The following is a 20,142-nucleotide window of genomic DNA, read 5'->3' as shown; positions in this document are numbered from 1 at the left end:
CCTACCTCCTGGGACGACCTCGAAGACGAGCTGCCTTTCGGTGTGCTGGAACCCACCTAGGGTGGACGTTGATGCGCTTGAGGACGGGGTCGCACCGCGCTTCCGGAGTGTCGACGGCGACATGGGGCAGATGGCCGTCCTCGCCGGTGACGTGGAAGATGGTGAGCACCCCAGGGACCCGAGTGGATCTCGAGTGGACCTTCAGGACCTGTTCTCGGTTGTGGATGCTGGGCCGGAATTTGATCACGGCCTGGATGGGCAACGCCAGGGCGGGCAGGTTCAGCAGGAAACTTCGCGCACAGCCGCCGCTACGACGACCACCCGCGCGCAGGCCGACGTGATCTCGTCCAGGGTCGCCGCGTCCCGGATCTCGACGACCCGCGTCACCTCGTCGGCTCGCGGGCGACCTACGTGCTCAGGTCACGAGAGGGACGGCGCACTCTGCCCAGACGGTCTTGCCGGGCCGCCTGCCGTTTCATGACTCGGGTTATCAGACATCCCCCCGTGAGAGCTGGTCTCCGCTGTCCAGGAGAATCGTCCTGGTGCGCGCGAGACTGGTCGCGTTCCTCCGTGCGGGCTGTCGACGGCGGCCTCTGCCAGGCAGTCGCGCATCGACGTGCCGCTAGAGCTCACCGAGGGAAGTGAACGTGGAGCAGTTTGCCGCGGGCAAGGTTCTGCGGAGCAGGTACCGGCTGGACCGGATTCTGGGCAGAGGCGCGATGGGTCACGTCTGGCAGGGGACGGACGTCTATCTGGAGCGGCCGGTGGCGGTCAAGACCGTTGCCGCGGATCTTCTGGCCCTGCCGGACTGGCGTCCCACCGCGCTGGCACGCTTCGAGAGGGAGGCCAAGGCTGCCGCTCGTCTGGACCATGCCAACGTCACCACCGTGTACGACGCCGCCGTCACCGAGGATGTCTGCTGCCTGGTGATGCAGCTCGTCGACGGGACGACCCTCGACAACGTCATCGACGGCGCCGACGGTGGGCGCCTGTCCGTGCCCGCGGCCGTCTCGGTGGCCGCGCAGACGTGCTCGGGGCTGTCCGCCGCGCATGCGGCCGGCCTGGTGCACCGGGATCTCAAGCCCCAGAACGTGATGGTCAGCTCCAGCGGTCTGGTGAAGATTCTCGACTTCGGTCTTGTCAAGGTCCTCTCGGACACCGACCCGCGGCTCACCATGACGGGTGAAACGCTCGGCAACGTGACCTACGCGTCGCCCGAACTCCTGGCTGGTGAGAAACCATTGGACGGTCGCAGCGACTTGTACGCGGTGGGGTGCCTGCTGCACCGCATGCTCACCGGCCAACCTCCCTTCCAAGGCAAGGGCCCCGCCGAGTTGGTGACCCAGCACCTCACCGCGTCCCCGCCCCGGCTGGCCGACTGCGGTGCCGAGGCGCCGGCCGGGCTTCAGGACCTGCTGCAAGCACTGCTCGCCAAGCATCCAGAGGATCGTCCCGGCGGTGCGGCGGAAGTGTACGCGGCTCTTGCCCCGTATCTGCCGGTTCCTGATCCGGCACTCGGGATCCGCAGGATGCCGCCGGAGGATCCCCGGCGGCCGTTCCTCGTACCCCATGGACCGGTCGTGCCGCGTTAGCCAGGGCGAACCGCGGCACGATCCCAGAAGTCGGTCATGCCGCGACGGGCGGCCGAACCTTGATCAGTTCCTTGAGGAACGGGCTCGGCTCCCCGTGCCAGAAGACGTCCAGGCTGTCCCGGGCACGCGTAGCTGCCACGAAGAGCAGAGACCGGGCTCGCTGCATCTCCGTCCGGTAGCGCGCGGGGTCTGTGGTCCGTCGTTGCTGGACGCTCGCACGCGGCACCAGTCCGTCGGTCAAACCGGCGATGATCATGCGCTGGTATTCGAGACCTTTGAACCGGAACATCGTGCCGATATGGACGCCGCTGTCTCCGCGGGGTCCGTCCGGCCCGATCTCCAGGGCCCGGATGCCGTGCCGAGCCAGCGTGTTCGCGGCTTCGCTCGCCATCTGATTGGTCGGCACGGCGATCGCGATCTGCTCGTGCGGCACGTGGCCCCAGGACTCGATCAGAGCCGCGATCGCCTCTCGCTCGTCCTCCCAGTCGTTGAGCCTGTGCAGGTCCGGGACGGCGCCACTGAGCACGGACCGGTAACCGGCCAGCGTCTCCGTGCTGCCGTCGAGGTCGTCATAGGTCTCCTGGCCGAGCACGTTCAGCGCGGAGCGCAGGATCTGCCGGGTGGTGCGGTAGCTCAGCGACAGCTTCGAGGACCGGCCGCGGATGTTGATGCCGAGGCTGCCCAGGGTTACCTGGTTCTTGTAGATGCGCTGGTGGGTGTCGCCGACCAGGAAGAGGTCGTTTCGGTCGGGAGCGGTCATCGCACGGAGCATCTTCCAGTGCGCGGGCCGCAGGTCCTGAGCCTCGTCCACCACGATGTGCCGGTACCGGTAGCGCAGCCAGCCGCCCGAACCGTCGGCCATGTGGATGTTGTCGAGGCCGCCCGCTTCCTCTCGCTGACGGTCGATGGCCTGGATGCGCCGTGCCCGTTCCGTTTCCAGTTGAGCCGCCCGCTCCGCGATCTGATCCCAGGTCTGGACCTCGAGCCGGTCCAGGCGCTGCGTGAACCGCTCGGCGAGCTGCCAGATCTCAGCGCGTTCGGACCGGCTGACCGTGCGTCCGCGTCCGGCGCGGCGGGCCCGGAAGTAGTCCGTGCGGGAGGTGACGGCCTGGCCGAGGATGACTTGCGTCCATTCGTCGTTCAGGAACTCCGCGTCCCAGCCGTCTTCGCCGAGTTCGTCGAGGAGCGAGCGCCATTCGCGGACTGCCTGCGCCTCGTCGATGATCCGCTTGCGGTTGCCGGGCTCGGCCTCCCGGACGGTCCGCAGCGCGAGCTGGTCGACGTGGCTGATCTCGACGCGCGACAGCAACGGCTCGCCGCCCAGGGCCAGAAGCCGTGAACGCAGATCCGCCGCGAGGTTCTTGTTGTACGTGGTCAGCAGGACCGGCTTGGTCCGGCCGGCCGGGAGCTGCTCGACCAGGTGCTTGACCCGGTGCAGTGCCACGATCGTCTTGCCGGTGCCGGGCCCGCCGCCCACGCGCGCCGGACCGCTGTAGTCCCGCGTGACGAGCTTGGCCTGCGTGGGGTGCAGGAACACCTTCCAGCGTCCGAAGTCTTCGCCCTCCAGCGCCTCGCGCAGCGCGTCGTCGGTCGTGGTGACGATGGTGGCGGGACGTGCGACGGCAGCCCGGAAGTCCTCGGTGTCCACGGGTTCCGGTGCCGCGACGGGGGCCGTGACCTGCTCGAGGACGTCCTCGTACGCCTTGCCGTCGTACAGCGCCAGCAGCACCTCGCCGGTGAGCTGCGGTGCGTACTCGACGAGGCCGAGGAGCTGGTCCTCGGTGGTCAGCGCGGCGACGACAGGGATCAGGGAGGGTGCCACACCCAGGTCGGTGAGCTGCTGTTCCGACCACTTGTCGAACAGCGGCTGCGCAACGGCGGGCTCGGCGGGGTGAAGCGGCTCGGCGGGCAAGGAGGGCGTGGCCGTCTGCGGGGCCGGAGGACTGAGCACTTCCTCCTGCACGACCTGCAGGTCCACGTACTCGATGCCGCCGGTGACGCGGTTGACCGAGTACGTGAGCCGGTCGAGATGCGCGTACACGTCCTTGCGGTGCTTGACCGAGACGATCAGCCAGTCGTCGTCGGCCAGCCGCAGCAGCAGCGCACGGTACTCGTCGTTGATGCGCGCCGAGTACAGCTTGTCGTGCCCCTGCAGCTGCTTGAGACGCAGTCCCGCGGAATCGGGGTTGGTCTTGAACTTGTGCTGGAAGTCGTAGATCGCGCCCTTGACCGGGCGGGGGAGCTTGAGGATCTCCCGGTCCGCCTTGTCGAGCAGGCGCAGCGTCACGTTCTTGCCGGTCACGGCTGTTCGTTCTCCCCGGTGTCCGTGGTGGTGCCGTCTGGCTGGTTACGACCGTCCCGCTCGTCGGATGGTTGTGCGCCGTCGAGCCGGTCCGCGATGTCGTCCGCGGTCCAGTCGGCTGCGGGACGCACCTCCCAGCCCGCCGCGGCGAACGCTCGGTCGCGGTCGGCGGCCTCCGGGTCCTCCTCCTGGCCCTCGGGCGGGCGCGGGGCGAGGACGACGCCGATCCTTGCGCCGGGCCACGCCAGCTCGGCCAGCCAGCCGTTCTCGTCGAGTTCGTAGCCGTCCTCGGGGACCGGAAGGCCGCGTGCGGCGAGGGCCTCGGCGAGCGCGAGCAGGCCGGGCTCGTCCGGGTCGAGGTATTCGACGACCCGGTCCCATGCGGCGTCACGCGCGGACGGGGCGTGCCCCGCCGCGGACGCTTCGGCGGCGGCCGACAGCGAAGGTGCGGTTGGGCCGGCCTGGGCGGGCGTGCGACCGGCGGTCGCGGAGGTGGCGGCCGCGGTGTCAGGGCCGGTGGAGCCGAGCGCGGTGCGGACGCTCGCCAGGACCCCGCGGCCGCCGGTGACCGCCAGCGTCTCGACGGGGAACCCGTCGAGACGGCCGGTCGTGAGCTGGACGGCGTCGCCGCCGCCCGCGTCCAGGAACTGGAGCACGTTCGACCAGTACAGCCAGGCCCGCCAGCGGCGCTTGTGCGCCTCCTCCTGGGCGTGGACGCCCGGCGCGTCGTCGAGAAGGACGATGCTGGTCCAAGCGGGCGGCGTCGCCCGCCCGTCCGCCGCGAACACCAACGGCAGCCCCGAGCGGTCGGTGACCGTGAACAGCTGCACGGGGCCACGGGGCCCTGCGGGTGTTCCGCCGCGCAGCGCCGCCGTGATCTGCTCGCCGAGCACGTCATGCGGCAGCGGGACGGGGCGGGCCCCGGCTCCCATGAAGCCCGCGAGGGCCGCCTCCGCCCGCCCCTGCCAGCGCTTCGCGTCCGGCCGGCGCAGGTACTCCACGAGCTGCACGGCTGGATTGACCCACACCGTCTCCGCGAGTTCACCCGGCAGGGCGCGCCACACCCTGGCGTAGTAGTCGCGGGCCTTGGCGCGCGCCTGGTCGCCGTACGGCTCCCACACCGGGTCGGCAGGCCCGGCGCCCGCGTGTCCGGTGTCCCGGACGCGGCGCTGCCACTCCGCCACGTCGCCGTAGGTGAGCTGGAAGACCCGGAGCCCTTCCGCGCGCAGCCGCGTGCGCTTGTCGGCATCGTCGCCGACCCGGTTGTGCTCCCGGCCGGCGTGGAACTCGTAACCGTCCAGGTAGACGGCCACGCGGGGGCCGGGTGCGTCGACCCGTTCGAAGAGGACGTCGGGGCGGGTGCCGTCGAGGACGCGCTGCTGCGACACCCGCCAGCTCAGCGTGGTGCCGTCGGCAGCGGTCAGCCGCAGATCCAGCGCGTGGGTGCCGGCCGGCGTTATGTAGGCGTCGCCGCTGGCACGGCTCTCGGGCAGCCCGGCCCACTCACGGAGGGTGTCGATGAACAGTACTTCGAGATCGCTTTCGGCCTGCTTGTGCATCGGGATGTGCTGGGTGGTGGCGACGGGCGAGGTGCGCCAGCGCTCGCCGTCCGCACCGAGCAGCTCGTCCAGCATCTGCCGGACCTCGTTGCGGCTGACCTTGTCGTAGTCGGCTGGCGGCACGCGGCGCAGCAGGCAGCGGTGACAGCCGTCGAGCCCGTTCCTCAGGCAGTCGCAGCCCTCGATCACCTCCCGGGCCTTCAGCAGGACCTCGCGGAAGCCGTCGGAGGTCGCCAGACGGTGCAGGTAGCCGGTGCCGCCGGGCAGCCGGTCGTACACCACCAGGAACCGGCGCGGCCAGTCGCGGTCCTCGCCGTCCGGCATGGAGGCGGCGGTGATGTCGATATGGTCGGGGTCGCCGCCGTAGCGGGCGGCTATGCCCGCGAACAGCGCGGCGGTGAAGGAGGCGAGCCGCTCCTTGGCCCGCGCCACGGACGCCGGCAGCAGGATGCGGACGGCCTCCGTCGTCAGCTCGTGCGCCAGCAGCAGCGGTACGTCCAGTCCGGCGCCCTGCTCCTCCCCACTGCCGTGCAGCCGGCGGCGCGGGCACCACAGCTGGTGGTGGGCGCTCGCACGCGTGGAACGGGCCAGGGACGCAGTGAGCGCGTGCTGCGACTGGTCGACGACCGGCCGCCCGTCGGCCGTCGCCCCGCCGCAACTCGTGCAGACATAGAAGGGGTTCAGGCGCACGTCGTCCCCGGCGAGCGGGACCGTGCTGCTGCCGTCCTGCCGGTCGACCCCCAGGTTCAGGGTCCGGATGACGGCCTTGCGCGTGAAGTCCGCGCCGAAGACCGCGGTGTCGTGCCGCCAGGAGCCGGCCGCCAGGTGCGCCGGGTCGATGTCGACGGTGGTGAGGACCGCGTACCGCTTCTGGTCCCGCTCGTCGCGGTCGTCCCGCACCCGCGCGTCGTCCCGCTTGTCCCGCGCCATCACACGCCGGGGCTCGAGCACGTGGTGCACGCAGCCCGCGTCGGCGATCTCTCGTGACCCGCACCGCGGGCACGGCGAGGTGTCGCTCTTCGGGTCGCCGTGCGTGCGCGCGTAACCGCAGGCGGGGCACATACGCCACACCGCCCAGGCACGCCGCTCCGGGCTGCCGATGTCGAGGGCGCGCACGACGTGTCGGTAACCGTTGACGTAGAAGCTGTTGCCGGGCGCGAGTTCGGTCAGGGCCAGTTTGCGGGACCGCTCATAGTCCCGGACCTCGCTGCGGTACACCCAGTCCCGACGCTCCTCGTCGCCTTCCGGAGCCTCCGCGCCCTCGTCGTCACCGGTGACTTCCTTCCAGTAGAGCGTGGCCTCCAGCGAAGTGGTCGTGTCGGTGAGGCTGTAGTTGGGCAGCAGACCGAGTTCGACGAGGGCGCCGTGCGCACTGGCCTGGCCCAGCTCGCGCAGCAGCTCGCCGGTGGCGCGACGTTCCGCGAGCAGTTCACGCCGCTCGGCGCCCTGTTCGCGGTCCTCGGCGAGCAGGCCGTCCACCGCGGTGTCGATGGCGGCGATACGGCGGCGCAACTCCTCTCGGCGCGCGGTCCACTCCTCCTCGGCCTCCTGCAGGGCGCGCGCGATCCCGCCGGTGGCGTACGCGCGCAGCTCGTCCGCGGCGTGCCGGGACACCCCCCGGTCGTCGTCCGCCCCGCCCGGTGTCTGGGGGAACAGTGCCAGGAACTCCTCCACCAGCCGGGCCCCGTGGGTGAGCGCCGCGTCCGAGAGGTCCTGGCACCAGCCGGTCGTGCCGAACAGGGCCGACGACAGGCGCGGCACCGGCATGAGCGGCTCGCCGTCCGCGGTGGTCAGTTCACCGCGCGCCGCCCGGTCCAGCAGGTGCGCCGTGTACTGGCGGCGCAGGATCTCGACGGCCGACAGGTAGCAGCCGGGCGGCACGATGTCACCGGCGATCATCTCGGTCGGGTCGTCCAGGTAGTACCGGTCGCGGGCCCGGCGCCCGCCGAAGGCCACCACCAGGGCGTTGCCGGTCCGGCGTCCGGCCCGCCCGGCACGCTGCACGTAGTTCGCCGGTCCGCCCGGCAGCGAGCCGAGCAGCACCGCCGAAAGGTCTCCGATGTCGATGCCCAGTTCCAGGGTGGGCGTGCAGGAGAGCACGTTGGGGTCGGTGTAGTGGGTGCCCTGCCGGAACGTCCGCTCCACGTGCTCCCGTTCGGGCCGGGTCAGCATACCGGTGTGCTCGGCCGTGACGACTCGGTAGGTGCCGCCCGTCAGGTACAGACGGCGGTAGTAGTCGGCCCGGTAGTCGCGCTCCAGCTTCCCGCCGAAGGCACCGCTGCCCGCTCCGGTCGACGACATGCCGTACTGCGGCGGGGTGAGGATGCCGGCGCAGCGCCAGCGCGGGCAGGGGTGCCCGTACCATCGGGTGCGCCGCTCGGGCGGCACCACCTGCTGCCAACCGCACTCCTCACAGGACACGAACGCCTTGTTGACCAGGTCGTCCGCCAGCAGCCTGACGTGGATGTGGCCCGGCTGCAGCCCGTAGACGCGGGTCGTGCGGTCCTTGGCGGTGCGCACCGACAGCACGCCCTCGTCCGCCAGGACCGGCAGCAGCCTGCGCAGGTACTCGGTCGTCTGCGCCGCGTCCAGGCCGAGGCACCGCCGCGTCCAGTCCTGGTACCAGTTGTTCTTACCGGTGATCGTGTCGAACTTCGTCTTCTCCTTGGGCCCGTCGAGCAGGAACCTCGGCGGCGCCACGCGCCCCTCGGGGAAGGCGGGCATGCCTTCCGGCCGCCGGCCGGAGATCAGGTACTGGTTGACGCCCGCTTCCCTGATCCACGTGTCCAGCCACCGGTGCCGCACGCCGCCGCGCAGCCGCAGCCGCTCCAGCAGCCCCCGCACGAACGCCATGTACCGCTCGGGCGTGGGCAGACCGCCATCCAATCCCAGCTGCCCCGGCAGGGTGAGGTGGAGGTCGCGGGCGAGCGCGACGATCCGGTCCGGGTCGGCGACCACGACCTCGGCGGCCGTGGTCCGGGTCAGCTCCAGGGTGCGCCCGAGCCGGGAGCGCAGCCCGAACTCCATGACGGTCGCGAACGCGAGCCGTTCCCCGATGAGCTTCCAGGTCCGCGCGTCCCCGGTGCCGCGCCCCGACAGGAGCCGGTCCACGCCCGGTTCGTCGTGCAGGTCCGGCGGGACGACCGCGGCCAGCGTCTGCGGGTCGTCCACCGAGTCCAGGACGTCGCCGATGAGGTCGTTGAGCGGGAGCGGAGCGCCGGCCTCGTCCAGCTGGTGCGCCAGCAGCGAGCGCAGCGAGAACTTGTACGAGGCGTTGGCGACGTACCCGGCCCGGTGCGCCGCGTCCTGCGTGGAGTCGTTGAACAGCAGCGTCTTGCGCTCTTCCGGCGCCAGCGCGATCTCGTGGCCACCGGTGAACAGCTGGGTGACCGTGGCGGAGGCCAGCGCGGCGAGCGCCGTGCCGAGGAACCTGATGCCGTTGTCGGTGTTGCACGCCGGGCAGGCGTCGTCCTTGGCGGCCTGGTCGGCGGTCTTCTTGTCGAGAATGGCCCGCGCGAACCAGGCGTCCTGAAGCCCCTCCGCGTCCTCCGCGACGGGCATGCGGTACGTGCTCTGCGCCCCGTCCAGCACCACCACGGTCTGCGGATCGACGCCGCCCGCCTGCTTCGGCCCGGTGCCGGTCAGCGCCGCCAGAGCGTCCCGCGCCTCGGCCGGCGTCGCCGAGATGAAGTACCGCAGCCGCCGCTTGTCCCGTCCGACGGATGCCGACCAGATCTTCGTCGGGCTGGTCTCCAGTTTCTGCGGATCGGCCTCCGGGGACAGCGCCGCCCAGCCCGACCGGCCGCAGACACGGCAGTAGACGGCGGGCAGATGGGCCTGGGCCGGGCGCTGCACGGTGTCCGAACCGGGCAGTGCCTCCGGCCGCCGCGAGTCCGCCGTCGGCCACTCGTCGCTGTCGGACAGCTCCTCGGACGCCGACGCCGCGGTGAGCGCCGAACGCCGCGCGACGGCGCGCTCGTCCTCGTACCAGCGGAACTCCGGACGGCCGCTCACCCCGCTGAGCACCCGTCCCACCGGCCTCACCCACAGGTGCGCCTCGATGTGCAGCAGCGGACGCGGCCGGCGCTCGTCGGACTGCGGATCCCGCGCGGACGACAGCAGCGCCACGAACCGCGACAGCGCCTCCAGCGCGAGCCGCGGATTCTCCCGCGCGGTGCGCGCCCACGCGTACCCGAAGCGGGCCATACGGTCCCGCAGCCCCCACTCGTCGAGCGGCTCGCCGTTCAGCAGCGCGAGCACACCGTGGGTGAAGTCGTGCTTCTTCAGCAGCCGTCCGATCTGGAAGGCGTCCAGGCCGCGCCGTCCCAGCAGCCGCTCCGCGAGCCCGTCCAGGTCGAGGCGGTCCGGGTCGGACTCCACGCCCGGCCCGCCCGAGACCTCGATGACCTCCTTGGGGCCGGGAGGCTCGGGCAGCTCGTAGTCGATGTCGCCGACGAATTCGTCGGCGCTCAGCCGCTCCTCACCGATCACCGCATCAGGACCGAACGGCACGCCGAACACCTGCTCGGCGACGGCGAGGATGCCGCCGGAGTCGCCCCCGCCCTCACCGAGGGTCGCCGAGGTCGCCACCGGGCAGATCGAACCGAGCGGCCGCTCCGGCTTCGAGGCGCCCACGGCCGCCGCCAGCCGCCGCAGCAGCATCGCGACGTCCGTGCCCTGCGCGCCGTCGTAGGTGTGGAACTCGTCCAGCACCACGTACGCCGGGTCCGCGCCCTCCCACAGCGGCCGGTCCTCGGCCCGCTGCAGCAGCAGGTCCAGCATCTTGTAGTTGGTGATCAGCACGTCCGGCGGCGACTGGCGCATCTCCTCGCGCCGTGTCATCACCCGCCGGAAGTCCGTGTCCGGCTTGTCCCCGATGTAGAGACCGGCCGTCACCTGCGCCAGTTCAGGCTGCGCCAGGTAGTCGCCGATTCGCCCGGCCTGGTCGGTGGCGAGCGCGTTCATCGGGTACAGCAGCACGGCCTTCACCCCGTGCCGGCCCAGCGCCTTCTGCCTGCGGCAGTGGTCGAGCACGGGAATCAGGAACGACTCGGTCTTGCCGGACCCGGTGCCGGTCGTCACGAGCGTCGGCTCGGCCGCGCCCCTGTAGGTGCTCAGCCGCTCCCACGCCTTCGCCTGGTGCCGCCACGGCGTGAACGACGGCTGCCACTCCAGCGCCGACTGCCACCCGTCGTCGGCGGGATGGAACGGCGTCCTGATCCGCAGGTACGGACCCCGGAAGATCCCTGTCTCCGGATCCCCGAGGAACCGCTCCAGCGCGAGCCGCGTGTCCTCGTCGGCCAGCGCGTACGTCGTCGTGAGGTACTGCGTCAGACTGCCGCGGAGCTGGGCGGCGGCCAAAGTGGGCTTCACGAGGACCTTTCGGGCAAGTCGGGTACCGAGACCGTCGGTACGCGTCACCGCGACAGCCCGGCGCCAGCACCGTGACGATCAGTATCAAAATAGCGTCCACCTCGGACAACGACACCCACCTGGTCGAATCCGGGACTTCGGCCGCGGATCACGGGCGCGGATCGGGCGCAAGTTCGGCGATTTCGATGGCTTGAAATGTACCGCTGGGTCGCATGCCCCCTTCTCCGACGGCCCCTCAGCCACCACCCTGTCTCCACCGTGCGGGAGCCGAGGGGGGCGTGCGCGTTGGGACTGGGCACCGATTTCGAGCGTGTGGAGGAGAACACCGGAGAACCGGTCAGGAAGCCGAACACCCCACCTTCACCGCCGAAGCGGCGATGGACCACGTTGCGCAAGGAACCGGTCATGCCACTGCCCAGCGGCGCGCCGGTACCGCACCGGCCTGTGGAGGAGGGCACACCTCCCGGGGAGAGCGAGTCGCGCCGACCGGACACCTCGGATGTCACCGACTGGTTCTGTGCCGCCCCGTACCTCCGTGACGACCACGCCGAGAGGCTGGCACGCTGGGTCTCGCGGTACGCGACCGCCGCGCCGCGCATGGCATGGATCTTCCTCACCCGACGCGACCGGAAGAAGCGAGAACGCGCACTGCGGGCCGTCGTCGAGGATCTGCGCCCGGTGGACACCCAGTGGCCGGTGTTCCTCGGCCACGACTACGTCCGGTGGGTGCGCCGCCGTGTCGCCCGGGGCCATCCCGTTCCGCCGCACGGCTTCCACCTCACCCCGGTCCTGCAGAGCGCGGCCAGCGCGGAGAGCCTCACCCTCCTCAGAAGGGCGTTGCTCGTAATGGTCCTGGTCGGCGCGGTCGTCACCGGCTGGACCACGGGCTTCACCCTGGTCGTGCCCGTCCTGGTGGGCGGTGCGTGGGCCGCCTGCTACGCCGACCGTCTCTACGCCTACGCGCGATTCCGCCGGGCCCGCTGGACCGACCGGCGCCCGGCCCACGACCTGCGTTGGTGGGTAAGACCCCGACGCCGACGCATGCTGCGCCGGGAACCGCCCGAGCGCGACGGCCTCGTGGTGCCGTACGCGCTGCGCCTGCGTGGCGGCACTGAGCCCCTGCACCACCTCGTCGGCGCCGGCACCCTGTGGTCCGATGACGCCATCGGCATCGACGTCATGGCGGCGGACGACCAGAACGCCCCGCGCGAGGAGTCGGAGGAGGAGAAGATCGTGCGCCGTACCTTCCGCAGCGTCGAGGAGATCGTGCACGGCAGGGCGGGCCGCGCCGTCACCGACTTCACCCCCGACGAACTCCATCACCACGTCGCCCGCGAAATGATGCAGCTGCTCGACAAACGCCCCGCCTACCATCCGGACAACAGACTCGACGTCTTCGACGTGGCCGCCGTTTCAGCCGAACGCTGGGCGGACATCACCGACGCCGAATGGGATTCCCTACTCGCCCTCGCCCGGCAGGGCACCGGCGCGGACGGTGCCAGCGCGGCCCCGAAAGAGGCCCGCCGGATGCTGTGCACCCGCATCGTGTCCTGGGACGGCGAACTCGTCGCAGCGCTGTACGTGAGCTTCGCCTACGAGCACCATTTCCTGCGCATCACCCTGCGCTCACAGGTCATGAACCCGGTCCACCCCACGCTCCGCAGCGGCATAAGGGCCGCCCGGCGCGGAGGGGGCACGTGGCACGTCCGCACGGCGTTCAACGCGCTGCTGGATGTCTTCACGCTCCTCAACCGCCTGCGCGCGCCGCTGCAGTCCAGTCGTCCGCCGATGGACCCCGGGCAAGGGCCGGTGAGCCTGCGCGAGGTCTACTCCTCGCACTTCATGGACGACATGCTCCAGTACGACGACGCCCGCAGATACGTGGACTGGATGCAGCGCTGCGTCTTCCGTGCGGTCCTCAGCTTCCTCAAGAACCACAACGTCGACATCAGCGCCTTCGTGCAGCAAGCCACATACATCCTGCAGAACAACGGCGTCATCAACTCGGGTGTCATGGGCGATGTGCAGAACCAGCCCGGTGCCCGTAACTCCAACACCACCATGACCCGGACTCCGCCGGCCCAAGGAGACGCACCGTGACCGTGTTCCGCCACCGCGACGACGAGCCCGACGACGTATTCGAGGACGAGCCCGAGAACGCCGAGCCACCCGCACGCAACTACAACTCGGGTGTCATCAACCGCGGAGTCGCGGGCAACATCCAGAACCAGCCGTACGCCAGGAACTCCCACCACAACATGGTGACGGTCTCGGGCCTCGATGCCGCCGACAACTGGGCACGGACGATGGACAAGCTCGCAGAGGCCCTCGCGACGGAGCGGGACAAGGTCACCGACCCCGTGACGTGCGAGGCGCTGGTCGGTGTGCTCCGCGACCAGCAGGTCACCCAGGAACCCGACCGCAGCGCCGCGGGGGCGATGCTCACCAAGCTGAGGACCTTCTGCGGGGACGCGAACAACGCTCTGACCGTGATCAGTACGGCGTTGGGGCTGTTGGGACTCGCAACGGGCTGAGTGCACCTGGCACGGGGTCAGGACCAGCGCGACAGGTCCCCGACGAAGTCCGCGTACGAGCGGTTACTGCCGCGCGGGGACGGGATCAGCCGGTGTTCCAGCGCCTTGCGCGCGACCGCGGGGCCGTCGCTCTCCCGGAACACCGGCAGGCCGAGCCCACGCTTGAGTTCCTCCTTGGCGTCCCGGATACGCCCGGTGTCTTTCTCCAGGAGCTTCGCGGGCACCTTCCACCGCGGACGCACATGCGGGAAGGCGTCAGGGAACAGCAGCAGCCAGCTCTCGCTCTCCCAGGCGGCGAGCGCGAGAGCCGTGCGGAACCCCGGGCACTGGCGGGCCAGTTCGTCGGCGAGCGCCTTGCGGATCCGGTCGTAGCCGGCATCCGCGTACCCGTCCAGGTCCTCGTGGACGACGAAGCCGACCAGGTCGGCGCGCTCCCGGAGGGCCTTCGCACGGGCCTTCCCGGCCAGGGTCTTCACGGCGGCGGCCAACTCCGCGCCGGACTTCCTGCGCAGCCGCACCGGGTCGTTGATGCGGACCAGCTTGGCGGTCTCGCTCAGATCGGGCCGGTGAGCCCGTATCAGCTCGGCGAGGATCTGGCAGTCGTTCTGGTCCTCACCGGCCAGCACGATGATGCCCCGTGCCTGGCCCTTGGACGTCCGTCCGCCGGCCTGTCGCCCACCCGGGGTCACAGCTCGCCTCCGGTGAGGTCGCCGCCCAGGACACCTGCGAACCACAGCTCCCCGAGCGGCTGTTCGCCGGACTCCTCGACGATGGCCCTCACTTCGTCCACGGTCAGCGCGGGGATGATCGACGCACCGTCGTCGTCGCGGTCGCACACCACGAACTCCTCCGGCCGCAGCCGGTTGACCAGCGCGGGGGAGTGGGTGGCCACGATGAACTGCGTCCGCTCGGCGGCCTCGCGCAGCCGCTGCACGACGAGTTCGAGCGCCTGCGGGTGCAGCCCGTGGTCGATCTCCTCGATACAGGTGAACGCCGGCGGGTTCGGGTCGTAGAGCAGTGCGAGCAGTCCCAGCAGTCGTACCGTGCCGTACGACGCGTCGGCGAGCGGGGTCAGCCGGCGCAGGCCGCGTTCACGCAGGACGACGGTCAGCTGATCCGTGGAGCCGCCGACCTCCTCGAACTCGATGTTCTCCAACTGCGGCAGGACGGTCCGGGCGTCGGCCACTAAATCGTCCCAGACTTCTTCGCGGCCGCTCAGGTGGATCAGGAACCCGGCCAGGTTCTCGGCATGCGGTGAGAGCGTGCCGAAGTCCGCACCGCGCAGCTGTGTCGGCTGACGGGCCGCCGCCACGTCGACGTCGAAGACCCGGAAGGACGACAGCCGGTCCGCGACCCGTGTCACTTCGTCGCCGCCGTCGGCGGGACCGAGCCGGGGCAGCGTGGACAGACCGCTGCTTAGCCTGCGGATACCGAAGCTGCCGCTGTCCTTCGTCTGTCCAGCCCGTTCGTCGACGACGCGAGCTTCTTCGCCGGAGATGGTGATGCGCCGACCGCGTCCCTGCTTGCGTTTGAACGCGAAGCTCTCCTCACGCGACAGGGTGTATCGCGTGCCTTTGCCGTCCCGGTTCGACGGCAGGGAGCGGCGCCGGATGACGAGGTTGTACTCGTCCGGTGCGTTGAGCGACGCGTTGCTGGTCCAGGTCGCCTTCAGCTGGATACGCATAGAGGTCGGCGGACGGCTCCCGCCCCAGAAGGCCACCTCGTCGAACCCGCGGCGCGAGTCCAGCGCTGGCTGGAGGTCGGTGCGGATGATGTCGGCGAGGAAGTCGAAGACCTTCAGCACGTTGGACTTGCCCGCGCCGTTCGGACCCACCAGCACGGTGAGGGGACCGAGCGGCACGGTCACGTCGCGCAGGCTGCGGAAGTTCTCGACGTGCAGTTCGAGGAGGCGGCCGGGCATGGGGAACCTATCGCGTGGGTGCGGTGGGCGTTCCGCTCGTGATCGGTGCGTATCCGATCGCGAGCGGAATTTCGTGGCTCAGCGTAGCCGGGCGGGCTGACATCAGTTCGCGTATTCGGCGTGGTCATTCCGCCGAGAGCCGGCACGTGCACAGGGTTGCCCACACGGTCTTGCCAGGTCCGCAGCGGCGGTCGGTGACGCCCCAGTCGTCGGCCAGGGCGGCGACGAGGACCAGCCCGCGGCCCGATTCGGCCTCCGGGTCCGGGGGAGGGACGACGGTGGGCCGGCGCTCGCCGCGGGTGTCCGAGACCTCCAGGCGGAGTTCGCCGTCTGCCGCACCGGTCAGCCGCACGTGGAAGTCCCGCCCCGGTACCCGGCCGTGCCGTACGGCGTTCGCGCTCAGCTCGGCGGTGATCAGCGTCAGCGTCTCGTTGACCTCGCTGTCGTAGGGGTGGCCCCAGGCGTCCAGGCAGTGCGCGACGAACAGCCGCGCCAGGCGGGCGCCCCGCGGGGTGGAGGTGAAGGCCATGGCGAATTCCGTTGTGGTCGCGGGTGCGGCGGGCGGGTAGTACCGGGATGAGGAAGAGCTCATGCCGTCAGCGTCCCGACTGTGATCGGTGTGTCACCAGAGGTGACGTCCGTACGGCGGGCCGCTGTACGCGACGGGGAGCGCCCGTACACGGTCCGGGGAAGGGGGGCCTCAAGTGGCGGGACAGGCACGGCCGGTGTCCCTATTGTGAGCGGTCGGCCTTTGTACGGCCGGATTCTGTACGAGCGCCCTGGGACCAGGTGCCAGGTCCCGAACGGAGACAGGATGTACCACGTTGTAGGGGGACGAGCATGACGACCACCACGTCATCGGACGGGGCACCGGAGCCGCAGCCGGACGGTGATGGCGGCACCTTAGGGGAGCCGGCCGGCCAGGGCGGGAACTCGGGCGGCAATCAGACGTCCGCCACCGCGGACTCATCTCAGCAGGGCGATGCCGACCCGGGGAGCGCACGCCGTGAGGGCTTCTGGGCGAGAGCCTGGGCGGCGATCGCCGAGGCGCTCGGCCTGGCCTCAGGCGGTTCCTGGCGCAGGAGGGCGGTGGTGTTGCTGGCGGTGGCGTCGATCTCGCTCGTGGCTGCCTTCCGGGACGCACTGATCGACTACTTCATGACCAAGCCGAACGTGACCAGAGAGAACGACGCCAACACGGAGTACGACGCCTCCAAGCTTCCGTTCACGGTGTCCGTCCAGCCCGAGAAGGGCGACCCCCGTCAACAATGGGTGATGGTTCTCGACCGGGAGCTGACCGCGGCCGAGACACGGAAACTGACGTCCAGCCATGACAGCTCCGTCACCTTTTCGTACTTGAAGTCCCTGGGCGGCCATCTGCTCGAGTACCCGTCCGTGCTGGAACACGCCCCGAAGCAGTACACACAGCACATGTCGACTGGCCGCACGGAACTCTCCGACACGGTCAAGATGACCGTGCTGAGTACCCGGGCCGCCGCGGTGGTCATCGACAACTGGAAGGTCACCGACGTCGTGTGCCGCAACAGCACCGTCAAGACGGTCGTCGCCTATCCACCGCAGGGCGGAGCCGTCTACCAGGGGATCCAACTCCACGTTCCTCCTCAGGCCGATGAGCCGGTGCTCACCGACGACACCGAGGGACAAGGCGAGCCCTACTTCGACACCCACTACATCGAGGTCGGAGGCGGCCAGCCCTCGGGCGGTCTCAGGGTGGAGGCGATCGCGCCGCGGGGGCAGTCGTGCGAGTGGGGCGTCAAGGTCCACTACGTCGACGCCTACCAGAAGGCGCAGTGGCTCCAGCTGAAGGACCGAAACGGGCAGCCGCTGCGCCTCCGCACGGAGTCCGCTCCCCTGCACGCACGGCAGGAGTGGTTCTTCGGATCCATCCCCTGGACGCCGTGTCACCTGAAGCCGAAGGAGCCGGCATGCGACCTGCTGTAGTCGGCAAGGCCGTGGCCCTCGTCGTCCTGGCACTCCTGTGCGTCCAGGCGTGCAGCGCGCAACCGGCCAAGGACAGGCCCGACTCCCGGCCTTCCATCCCGTCGGCGCCCTACCTGGGCAACCGCGCCTACGCGGTCCCGGACAGCCCGTTCACCCGGAAGGACACGGTCGTCACCGCCACGTGCAGCATGGGCTCACGCTGGGGCAGTGTCTCGGTCCGGGCATGGGATCCCGAGACGTGGCAGCAGCGCGCGGAGCGGGAGTTCCCCATCCCGAGCGACGCCGCGTTCGTCAACTACTCGGGCGTGAAGGCGGTCAGCAGCCCCCTCGTGGAATTCTGCGGAGTGGGCCCGTACAACCCCTCCCCCTACGGCGTGGCCACCTCGGAGTACATGGCTCCCCGGGTCCGTGCCCTCTTCGATCTCGCGTTCACGCGCATGGCGGTGGTCCTCCGGGACCCCCACAACAAGAAGGTCTCCCACGTCGGTTATGTGGTCAGCGGCGCGAACCTGGAGGAGGTCGTGCGCCTGGGAGGCGCCGCAGGCGACGACGAGCAGAACGCGGTGATGGCGCCGGACGGGCGCAGCGTGTGGTTCACGTACACCGCCCCCGACGGCAAGCAGAGGATCGGTTCCCGGTCGGCTGACGGCGACCACCACCTGACGGACGAGGGCCCGGCCGCCGGACACGGCCTGCCCCTGACCGTCACGGGCAAGCCGGCGCGCGCCGTCCAGGCGAACATGGTTCACCTCGCGCCGAACGGCCGCCGGCTCACGGCCACCGCACCCAAGGTCTTCGGAACCGTCTTCGACACCTGGAACTCTTCGGGGCCGCTCACCAGGACGTCGGCGCGCGGGGCGGCGCTGCTCAGCGGATGTGTCGGCCTTGTCGGCTGGCTTGGTGACGACCGGGTGCTGTGCCGCACGTCTTCCGGCGCTTTCCGAACCATGGACGCCCGCACCGGCCGCGCCGTGGGCGCCCCTGTCAACGTGGTCGGGCCGCAGGACGGGATGGTCGCGGAGGGGATGCTGGTGTCGCCGGACGGGAAGAGGTTCATCGTCTCCGTCCACCCGCCCAACGCCCAGCAGAACGACGACGACTACGCATACGAGGACCCCGGCTTCAGGGCGGTGCCGATCACTCCGGGAGGATCGCCGACCCCCATCTCCAACCCCTTCCTCGACCGGCGCACGGTTTTCGTGAGCTGGTCGTAGGGGTGGGTGCGGCTTCGGCACCAGCGCCGTAGCCGCGCCAGGCGGGCGCCCCCGCGGGGTCGACGTGAACGACATCGCGAACTCGTTCGTCCCCGTGGGGCCGGGGGGAGGGAAGAGCGTCCTGTGCAGGGGGCCAGCGTTGCGGCCGCGTCGGGCGTGCCACCAGGAGCGACGCCTGGTACGGCCGCGCGCTGTACACGGCCGTACGGCTACGGCGGGGGAGCGGCGTGCGAGCGGTACCGTACGACGGCGTCAGCCCCGGCGGCACCGCTCCCGAAGCTCCTTGAGGACCGCCTTCTCGCGGGAGGTGACGTCACCGTCCACGGTGGCCACGCGCTCCGCCGCGTCGAGGACATCGCTGAGGTCGCCCGGCTCGGCGTCCACGCGCTTCCACACCTCGGCGGGGTCGAGGTCGACGACGTGCGCGAGCTGCTCGTCGACCACCTCGTGCCGCTCCCGGACCAGCCTCACCAGATGCCGCATCAGCAGCGCCTCGTCGTCGGCGATTTTGGCGTTCGCGTTCGCCCTGATGACGAGCCATGCGACCCACAGCATCAACTGCGGGTGCCGACTGCGCTCGCTCATTCCCTCGGCGAGTTCGATCAGCCGCGCCTCGTTCCGGAAGACGGCGCGTGCGTGCCGGCCGGCGAGGAGCGTGGTGTAGCGGTTCAGCAGGACGGCGAGGGGGACGCCGACCAGGGGGATGCCGATCTTGATGACGTTGCGCTGGAGGAGGTGCTTCCCGACGACCGGGAGCGCCCTTCCTGCGGTGAGTGCCGATCCGGAGTAGAAGCGCTTGACCAACGGTCGCACCAGGGCCGGGACCGCCTTGGCGACACCTTCGCGGGCAGCTTCCCCGCTCTTGATCGTGAAGGCCACGCGGATGAGCTTCCACAGGTCCTCGGGGTCGTGCACGTCGAGCGGGACCCGGTAGAGGACCGAGATGTCGTAGGCCAGGCGGAGTTGGAGCTGGGTGGTGAACGCGACGTCGACCATCATGGTCGCCACGGCCGCGGGGACGGTCGCCGGTGAGGCGCCCCCGAGGCTCCCGATGGTGGCGGCGACGGTCGCCGTGTAGGCCCCGGCCGAGAGCCCGCCTTCGAGCGCGGCGTACCGGGACGCCATCTTGATTCGCTGATCCACGATGGCGTCCGCGGGCACCCCCGCGTACCGGTCCTGGAAGTACTGCCAGTCCACCTTCTCGGTGTACGAGTTCATGGCATGAGCGGCGAGCTTGGTGAACCAGTTGCCCGACTTGATGTCGTCCGCGCTCAGGCCCTTGACGAAGTCCTTGATCTCGGCCTGCTCCTGCTCGACGACCTTCCGGTCGGCAGCGTCGTTGGCTCCGTCCGTGTCGGTGTCGGCAGCGTGCGTCGGCGCGTCTGTCATGGCGCGTTCCCCCCTGGCTGTTCCGCGGTCGGCTGAGCTGCGGGCGTGCGGGCACCGCTGCTGCCGTCTCCGCGCGATGAATCGGCGAGCGGTACAACGGCCGCTCTGTCCTCCCCTTGAGGCGCCACCTTAGCGGGTGCTCAGGCGACCGGTACCGTGGCGGGACACGTGGGTGGGGGTGTACAGCCCGGGGCTGTACAGGGGAGGGCGGACGCTCGTAGGCGTTACGGGGGAACCGGGCGAACTGGGGCCACGGCGACGCTGCGTGTCCATAAAATGTGCTGTGAGTAACGGAC

The 20,142-nt window shown here is 70.4% G+C and carries 11 protein-coding genes; 5 read left to right on the top strand and 6 right to left on the bottom strand.

The features are described 5' to 3' along the window. Nucleotides 1-647 precede the first annotated feature (647 nt). Entirely contained in the window at nucleotides 648-1,592 is a 945-nt protein-coding gene (locus ACIRC0_RS04190) for a serine/threonine-protein kinase (RefSeq protein WP_403610961.1), read from the top strand. 34 nt (nucleotides 1,593-1,626) lie between these two features. Here ACIRC0_RS04190 and ACIRC0_RS04185 read toward each other — a convergent pair whose 3' ends face one another. Both ACIRC0_RS04185 and ACIRC0_RS04180 read right to left on the bottom strand, forming a co-directional pair. Next, a complete protein-coding gene (locus tag ACIRC0_RS04185; protein ID WP_403610958.1) occupies nucleotides 1,627-3,894 on the bottom strand; it encodes a UvrD-helicase domain-containing protein in 2,268 nt (755 codons plus the stop codon). After that, a complete protein-coding gene (locus ACIRC0_RS04180) occupies nucleotides 3,891-10,826 on the bottom strand; it encodes a DEAD/DEAH box helicase (protein ID WP_403610955.1) in 6,936 nt (2,311 codons plus the stop codon). The genes ACIRC0_RS04185 and ACIRC0_RS04180 overlap by 4 nt, the downstream gene beginning before the upstream one ends. 405 nt (nucleotides 10,827-11,231) lie before the next feature. On the opposite strand from ACIRC0_RS04180, the gene ACIRC0_RS04175 reads away from it, so the two are divergent. Both ACIRC0_RS04175 and ACIRC0_RS04170 read left to right on the top strand, forming a co-directional pair. After that, on the top strand, nucleotides 11,232-12,926 hold the full coding sequence (locus tag ACIRC0_RS04175) for a hypothetical protein (RefSeq protein ID WP_403610953.1): 1,695 nt from the start codon (nucleotides 11,232-11,234) through the stop codon (nucleotides 12,924-12,926). Next, on the top strand, nucleotides 12,923-13,360 hold the full coding sequence (locus tag ACIRC0_RS04170) for a hypothetical protein (RefSeq protein ID WP_403610950.1): 438 nt from the start codon (nucleotides 12,923-12,925) through the stop codon (nucleotides 13,358-13,360). The genes ACIRC0_RS04175 and ACIRC0_RS04170 overlap by 4 nt, the downstream gene beginning before the upstream one ends. A gap of 17 nt (nucleotides 13,361-13,377) precedes the next feature. Here ACIRC0_RS04170 and ACIRC0_RS04165 read toward each other — a convergent pair whose 3' ends face one another. From ACIRC0_RS04165 to ACIRC0_RS04155, 3 genes are all read right to left on the bottom strand, one after another. Further along, the gene (locus ACIRC0_RS04165; RefSeq protein WP_403610947.1) at nucleotides 13,378-14,049 is read right to left on the bottom strand and encodes a hypothetical protein; all 672 of its coding nucleotides are present in this window, start codon (nucleotides 14,047-14,049) and stop codon (nucleotides 13,378-13,380) included. Beyond that, nucleotides 14,046-15,281 (bottom strand): AAA family ATPase, encoded by a 1,236-nt coding sequence (locus tag ACIRC0_RS04160; protein WP_403610945.1) that lies wholly within the window; start codon nucleotides 15,279-15,281, stop codon nucleotides 14,046-14,048. Before ACIRC0_RS04160 ends, ACIRC0_RS04165 begins: the two co-directional genes overlap by 4 nt. 124 nt (nucleotides 15,282-15,405) lie before the next feature. Continuing rightward, entirely contained in the window at nucleotides 15,406-15,873 is a 468-nt protein-coding gene (locus tag ACIRC0_RS04155) for an ATP-binding protein (RefSeq protein ID WP_403610941.1), read from the bottom strand. 248 nt (nucleotides 15,874-16,121) lie between these two features. Here ACIRC0_RS04155 and ACIRC0_RS04150 point away from each other — a divergent pair, with 248 nt between their 5' ends. Both ACIRC0_RS04150 and ACIRC0_RS04145 read left to right on the top strand, forming a co-directional pair. Then, nucleotides 16,122-17,243 (top strand): hypothetical protein, encoded by a 1,122-nt coding sequence (locus tag ACIRC0_RS04150; protein ID WP_403610938.1) that lies wholly within the window; start codon nucleotides 16,122-16,124, stop codon nucleotides 17,241-17,243. Next, the gene (locus tag ACIRC0_RS04145) at nucleotides 17,228-18,457 is read left to right on the top strand and encodes a hypothetical protein (protein WP_403610936.1); all 1,230 of its coding nucleotides are present in this window, start codon (nucleotides 17,228-17,230) and stop codon (nucleotides 18,455-18,457) included. Before ACIRC0_RS04150 ends, ACIRC0_RS04145 begins: the two co-directional genes overlap by 16 nt. A 252-nt stretch (nucleotides 18,458-18,709) precedes the next feature. Here ACIRC0_RS04145 and ACIRC0_RS04140 read toward each other — a convergent pair whose 3' ends face one another. After that, entirely contained in the window at nucleotides 18,710-19,846 is a 1,137-nt protein-coding gene (locus ACIRC0_RS04140; protein ID WP_403610934.1) for a hypothetical protein, read from the bottom strand. Nucleotides 19,847-20,142: the final 296 nt, after the last annotated feature.

Source organism: Streptomyces sp. NPDC093984 (assembly GCF_044764595.1).
GTDB classification, from domain to species: domain Bacteria; phylum Actinomycetota; class Actinomycetes; order Streptomycetales; family Streptomycetaceae; genus Streptomyces; species Streptomyces cynarae.
The sequence above is the reverse complement of the archived record's forward strand: the minus strand, read 5'-3'. Positions and strand labels throughout refer to the sequence as shown.